At 73.9% G+C, this 6,517-nt stretch carries 6 protein-coding genes; 2 read left to right on the forward strand and 4 right to left on the reverse strand.

Features of this window, described 5'->3' with window-relative positions; genetic code table 11:
- The coding region (locus OOT08_RS02860; protein ID WP_325091034.1) for a TAXI family TRAP transporter solute-binding subunit at positions 1-881 on the forward strand (881 nt) is incomplete at its 5' end.
- A gap of 7 nt (positions 882-888) precedes the next feature.
- Here OOT08_RS02860 and OOT08_RS02865 read toward each other — a convergent pair.
- The gene (locus OOT08_RS02865; protein WP_325091035.1) at positions 889-1,605 is read right to left on the reverse strand and encodes a hypothetical protein; all 717 of its coding nucleotides are present in this window, start codon (positions 1,603-1,605) and stop codon (positions 889-891) included.
- A 109-nt stretch (positions 1,606-1,714) separates the two neighbouring features.
- On the opposite strand from OOT08_RS02865, the gene OOT08_RS02870 reads away from it, so the two are divergent.
- Positions 1,715-2,278 carry a hypothetical protein gene (locus tag OOT08_RS02870; RefSeq protein ID WP_325091036.1) on the forward strand — a complete coding sequence of 188 codons (564 nt, stop codon included), beginning with the start codon at positions 1,715-1,717 and terminating at the stop codon, positions 2,276-2,278.
- Between the two features lie 24 nt (positions 2,279-2,302).
- Here the strand turns inward: OOT08_RS02870 and OOT08_RS02875 are convergent, their stop codons facing one another.
- The 3 genes from OOT08_RS02875 to OOT08_RS02885 all read right to left on the reverse strand — a co-directional run.
- Entirely contained in the window at positions 2,303-3,589 is a 1,287-nt protein-coding gene (locus tag OOT08_RS02875; protein WP_325091037.1) for a pyridoxal phosphate-dependent aminotransferase, read from the reverse strand.
- 73 nt (positions 3,590-3,662) lie between these two features.
- A complete protein-coding gene (locus OOT08_RS02880) occupies positions 3,663-4,913 on the reverse strand; it encodes a hypothetical protein (RefSeq protein ID WP_325091038.1) in 1,251 nt (416 codons plus the stop codon).
- 23 nt (positions 4,914-4,936) lie between these two features.
- On the reverse strand, positions 4,937-6,517 hold a 1,581-nt coding region (locus OOT08_RS02885), incomplete at its 5' end, for a DEAD/DEAH box helicase (protein WP_325091039.1).

The following is a 6,517-nucleotide window of genomic DNA, read 5'->3' on the forward strand; positions in this document are numbered from 1 at the left end:
TGGGCTGTGGCCAGCCCGGCACGCCCCGGGAGCCGGAGAGCCGGGTGCTCGGCGGCGAACGGGGCGGCCTGTTCCTGGAGTTCGCCGAGCTGTTCGCGGCGGCTCTCGTCCGGGGAGGGGTCCCCGGGGCTCGCGCCGTCGCCACCACGGGCAGCCAGGACAACCTCGCGCGGCTGACGGCCGGCTCGGGAGACTTCGGAGCCGCCCTGATCGACTCCGTGCAGAGCCACCTCGCCGGGTCCCCCGGCAGCGTGCTCGCGATCGGACGGGTGTCCCAGAACTACGTGCACTCCGTGGTGCGTCGCGGCAGCCCCGTCCGCCACCTCGCTGAGCTGCGCGGCACCCGGATCGGGGTGGGGGCGCCGGGCTCGGGCACCCGGCTGAGTACGCTGCGGATCCTCGCCGCGGCCGGGCTGCCCGAGGGGGACTTCGAGGCGGTGCCGCTCGGGCTGAACGACGGCCTGGCCGCCCTCGACACCGGGGAGGTGGAGGCCCTGTTCTGGATCGGCGGGGTGCCCACCCCCGCGGTCACGGCGCTGCACGCGCGCACCCCGCTCCGGGTGCTCCCGCTCGGCGAGCTCGTGCGGCCGCTTCGCGAGGAGCACGGCGCGTTCTACGACGAGGCGGCGATCCCGGCGGAGACGTATCCGGGGGTGCCCCGGACGGGCACGATCGGCATCGGCAATCTGCTCGTGACCCGCACAGACCTGCCCGAGCGCCTCGCGCACCTCGCCGCGGAGACCCTGCTGGGCGATCCCGGCTCGCTCGTGCCCTCCGGCACCGAGAGCATTCAGTTCCTCGGGCTCGACGCCCTGGTGCAGACGGGCGGGGTGCCCCTGCACCCCGGGGCGGTGTCAGCCTACCGGGAGGCGCACGGCTGAGGGCGGTTTAGCGCTCTGCGCGCACGGGCGAGGGCTCCCGGAAGAAGCGGTAGTCGAGACCGTCGCGGGTGGCCTGCCAGCGCCGCCAGTGGTGCGGGGAGAGCGTGATCGGCAGGTGCTCGGCCAGGTGCTTGACCCCGGGCCGGAAGCGCTCGTCCCCGGGGAGGTTCAGCCACAGAGAGATCGAGGAGCGGCCCGATCCGATCGTGGCGCGCACCCCGGACTCGCCGAGCAGGCGACCGGAGCCGTCCACGGCGTAGTCGCCGAAGTCCGCCGCGCTGATGCCCGCGTAGGGTCGGCGGGTCTGCGGGTCGAGGAGCCGCCCCGACCAGGTGCGCACGAGGTCGAGGCCCGAGTGCTCGGCCCTGACCGCGGCGGCGATCAGGGTGAGGGCGTCCCCGAGGCCCTGGGGCGTATCGGGGATCAGCCACTCGGCGGCGGCGTCGGCGCTCACGCGGGGCTCGCCGAAGCGGCCGCGGACCGCCGCCGCGATCGCGGCGGTGTCCTGGGCGGAGTCCCGCTCCCCCGCCCGCAGGCGGAGGACGGGGTCCTGCGGGTCATCGACCCGGAAGCAGGCGGTGAGGAAGGCGTCCACGCGCTCCGCGGCTGCCCTCGGGTCCCGCCCGCGGAGACCGTGGGCGCCGCCCGCCGAGGCGGGCAGGCCATCGTAGGTGACGATCTGATCGGCGGCGTCAGCGTGGTATTCGGAAAGATTCTCGGGCATCCCTCCAGGGTAGCAACGGCGCAGGGGAGCCGGGGACCGGGGGTACCATAGTCAGGGGAAACCCGCGGGCCGGAGGATACCGGCGCCGCGCATCGAGTAGGCGGAGCGTATGAACCTGAAGTTCACTTTTAACGGCCCCAAGCAGGACCACGACCACGGGGCACCCCAGGGTCGGGAGTTGCCCGATTCCCTGAAACACCTCGACTTCGGCGCGAAATCCTCCGGCGGGGCCGGGAGCTCCGACCTCTGGCTGCGGGCCGCGATTGCCGAGGACCACGTCTTCGTCCGGGCCGTCTCCGGTGACGGCGTCGTGTACGCGAAGTCCCGAGTGTCGATCACCGCCGATGCCCCGGACGCGGCCACCCCCGAGTCCTGGCTACTCGCGGTCCGTTCCGGCGCCTCGCGCGCGCTCGCCGAGGCGGGCGAGCACCTCGCCTCCTCGATCCGGGGCCTGTACGTGCTCGCCGAACTCCCGGTGACCGAGCTGCTGGCCGACGACCGGGCACGGGCGCTCTTCCCCGCGATCGGCGTGCCCGCCGCGGCGCTGCCCGCCGTGCCCGTTCCGGGCGCGCAGCTCGGGGTCAGCGACGATGCCTGGCAGCGCCGCACCGGCCTGCCCGTGGGCACCCCGGTCTTCGCCGACACGGCCACGCCAGAGGACCGCCCGGCCTAGCCAGACGAGCTCCCGGCTTCGCGCTCAGCGCTGGAAGGCGAGGATCCGCTCGATCGCTTCGGCGAGGGCGGCCTCGCCGCCCGCGAAGGACAGCCGGACCGTGCGGTGCCCGTTCGTCGGGTCGAAGTCCACGCCCGGCACAACCGCGACCCCTGCCTCCTCCAGGAGCGCGGAGGCGTAGCCGCGGGAGTCGCCGAAGCGCTCCAGCATCGGCCCGAGGTCGGCGTAGTAATAGAACGCGCCGTCGGCGGGCGCGGCCTCGCCCCAGCCGAGGCTCGGCGCGGCCTCGAGCAGCAGCGAGCGCGCCCGGCCGAAGCCCGCCACCACCTCGTCGCGCTCCGCGTAGCTCTCGGGGGTGAACGCGTCCAGGGCCACCTGCTGGGCCGGGGCGGGCGGGCTCAGCGAGAAGTTGCTCGCGAGCGCTTCGATGGGCCCCGCGAGGTCCTCGGGCATGAGCGCCCAGCCCAGTCGCCACCCCGTCATCCCCCAGTACTTCGAGAACGAGTTGATGACGAGGCTCTCGGGGCCGAACTCCGCCGTGCTGACGCCGCGCCCATCGGCGGCGCCCGGCTCCGGGTAGGTGATGCCGTGATAGATCTCGTCGCTCACGAGGCGCACCCCGTGCCGCGCGCACCAGTCGCTCAGCGCGGCGAGTTCCGTGCGGCTGAGCACCGTGCCGGTGGGATTCGAGGGCGAGGCGAGCACGAGCCCCGCGAGGGGGCCGTTCGCGCTGACCTCGGCGTCGAGCAGCGCCGGGGTGGGCTGGTAGCGCGTGTCGAGTGTGGTCGCGATCTCGGCGACGCTGATCCCGAGGGCGGTGAGGATATTGCGGTACGCGGGGTACCCGGGGCTCACGAGCGCGACCCGGTCGCCGGGGTTAAAGGCCGCCAGGAAGCCGAGCTGGAAGGCCCCGGACGATCCCGTCGTCACCGCGACCCGGCGGGGATCAACGTCCACCCCGTACCAGGCGGCGTAGTGCCCCGCGATGGCCTCCCGGAGCGCCGGGGTGCCGAGCGTGCTCGTGTACCCGGCTGGCCGGATCTCACCCGGGGTGGCGCGGGGGCGGGGCTCCCCGGCGCTCAGGGAGATGACGTCGCGGCCCTCGGCGCGCAGCTGCTCCACGCGGCCCGTGATCCGCATCACCTCGAAGGCCGGGATCGCGGAGCGGGCTGAGGCCGCGAGCGCGGGGCGGGCCGCGGGCGGCTCGGCCCGCTGGAACACGGGGGCCGGCCCGGCATCCGCCCGGGGGGCGGGGCTTCCGGGCAGGGGAAGGTGGGGCGGGGTTTTCACGGGACCGGGCGGCTTGACCATGCCCTCACGCTACCGCCGCGGCGGCCGCCGCGCCAGCGCCGCGGGGCGAGCACACCGGGATTCGGGGCGGGGTTCACGGGGTGCGCGCGCCGCCGAGGGCACCAACGTGCCGGATGAAGATGATGAGCCAGACGAAGATCAACAGGGCCGCGATGATCTCGAACGCGGCGAGCGTGTAGTACTGCATCGGCCAGAACAGCAGCGCGCCCACGGCGATCGAGATCGCCACCGCGTCGGAGAACACGAGGAAGGCGCGCGGGAAGCCGTCGAGGAGCCAGCGGAGCCGGATGAGCAGCAGGCCAAACACGACCGCCATCCCCGTCGCGAAGGTGTTGTGGATCCAGAGGCTCACGTCAACGGGCACCAGCGCGACACCGATCAGGCAGAGCCCGATCAGGACGAAGCTCCACTGGACCAGGCTGACGTTGCGCGTCGTGCTTGGGGCCGCGTGCACCGCCCAGGCGTCCAGGTCTCGGGCGAGGTAAAAGGCGAGCGTCGTCATGAGCAGGCCGCCCCCCGCCATCGTGAGGTTGAACACGAGCTGGCTGATGCCCTCCCCCACCCCGAGCTCGCTGAAGTGCAGCTCCCACCAGTTCGTCATACTCGTCGTCATCATCGCGACGACGATGCCCGCGGTCAGGTAGATTCCGAGCAGCACGGAGAGGGAGCGCGCCGTGATCGTGCTCGCGGAGAGCGTCGTGACGTAGCCCGTCACCGCGCTGATCGCGGTGACGATCATGGTGCCGGTGAAGGTGTCCACCCGCACGCCGATGAAGCTCTGCCCGAGCACCTGGAAGACGAGCAACACGATCATGGCCATGATGGCGACGTGCACGAGGGCAATGGCGACCGCGTCCAGCCAGCGCTTGGCGCGCGAGAAGCCCCGCGACCACTGCGGCGACTGCCCGCGCGTCTCGCGCAGGTAGGCAACGATGCACGCGACGGTGCCGGTCACGGCCGCGGTGACCGCGGAGACGAGCCCCGGGGACGCGCCGCCGGTGAGGGGGACGTTCCCGCCCCAGAACGCGATGAGCCCGACGAGGAGCCCGATCCCGCCCGACCAGAGCGCGGCGACGAGGGCGCGGCCCTCACCCTCGGCGAGGGTGCCGGTCTCGGCGGCCTCCGTGCCCGGATACAGCAGCTGCATGGTCGACCGGATGAGCCGCCGCAGGGCGGCGGGCTGGCCCTGGGGCGACGGCGCTGCCGTGGCGAACGTGGCTGCCGTGGGCTCCGTCGGGCTGGTGGGCTCCGTCGGGCTGGTGGGCTCCGTTGGTCTGGTGGGCTCCGCTGCGCCCGCGGACGGTGGTGTGGCCTGCTCTGCCATGGCGGTCCTCCCCTGCCGGTATGTTACCGGCTGCGACCCGTCAAGCGGAGGAAGGCGCTCAGATCGGCCATCGCCTGCGGGCTGGCCGGAAGCATCTCGGTCAGGAACGCCGAGGTGACGACGTGCGCGGCCACCTGCGCGCGGCTGATCGCCACGTTCAGCCGATTGCGCATCAGCAGGAACTCCATCCCGCGGGGCACCTCCGCGGGACTGGACGCGGCGGTGCTCAGGATCGCGACCGCGGCCTCCTGGCCCTGGAATTTGTCCACCGTGCCGACCGGGACCTCGCCGAGCCCGGCGGCCGCAAGCGCCTCGGCGATGCACTCCACCTGCGCGTTATAGGGGGCGACGACGATGACGTCCGCGGGGGTCGCGGGGCGAGCCGCCCGACCACCGCCCGGGTGCCAGACCGAGCCGACAACGCTCCGCACGATGCGAACCACCTCGGCGGCTTCCTCCGGGGAGAAGGTCGCGTTGCCGCGGTGCTCGACCAGGTGGGTGCTGACCCCGGGGGCGTGCCCGTCGAGCGCCCGCTCCGCGGCAGCGGGGTGCGCGCGCAGCCGCCCGCCGTAGGACAGCTCCGAGACCGGGCCGGTGACCTCGGGGCGCATCCGACGGCTCTCGGCGAGGAAGTAGCCGAGCGCCGCGGGCAGGACCTCGGCCCCGTCCACGAGCCAGCCGAGCGCGGACTCGTCCACGGGCTCGGGGTGCGCCCCCTGGGAGACCTGCGGGAGCTGCTGGGGGTCGCCGAGCAGGAGCAGGCGCTCGGCAGCGGCGCTCGCGGCGATCGTCGGGGCGAGGGAAAACTGTGCGGCCTCGTCCACGACGAGGAGGTCGAGCTGGCCGCGCGCGAAGCGCTTCTCGTTTGCGAAGTCCCAGGCGGTGCCCCCGAGGACGTAGCCGCCGGGCTCGCGGTCCCGGGCAAACGCGGCCTGACCGTTGCTGCTGAGCACCGTATAGTCCGCGGGTTCCGCTTCCCGGCCCCGCTGGGCGACTTTGCCGACCCGATCGGGGTCGAGCCCGGCGGCGACCACGCCGCTGAGCACGTTCTCGACCACCCGATGCGACTGCGCGACGACGCCGATCCGCCAGCCGTGCCGCTCGACCAGCGCTCGGATCACGCGGGAGGCGAGGTAGGTTTTGCCGGTGCCGGGCGGACCCTGCACGGCGAGATAGGAGTGCTCGAGGGCGAGCAGGCTCTCGGTGACCGCGCCGATCAGGCGGGCGTCCTCGCCGCCGCCCGAGGCCAGCGCCTCGGCGGAGTCCACGGCGACGGGAGCGCGGCCGGAGCGCAGGCGCGGGGGCCGTCGCCGCAGCAGATCGGCGACGGCGTCGTTCGGCCAGGCCGCGGCGGGCGCGTGCGGGGTGCCGGGCTCGGTGAGCCCGGCGGCGCGCTCGGGGGCCGCCCGATCGAGCGCCGCACGGAGCCGTTGCCCCCACGCTTCGATCGCGCCCTGCTGGGCCCCCGCGGGCGGCGGCGAGCCCGGGGTGAGGGCGACCGGGAGCGCGTCGTACTCGTCGATGGTCTCCCCGCCGATCCGGCCAAGCGTCTCCTCAACGAGCAGCCCGTGCTCGTCCTGCTGAACGATGCGGACCGTGCGGGA

The organism is Leucobacter sp. M11, assembly GCF_035726885.1.
Classification (GTDB): domain Bacteria; phylum Actinomycetota; class Actinomycetes; order Actinomycetales; family Microbacteriaceae; genus JAPFRB01.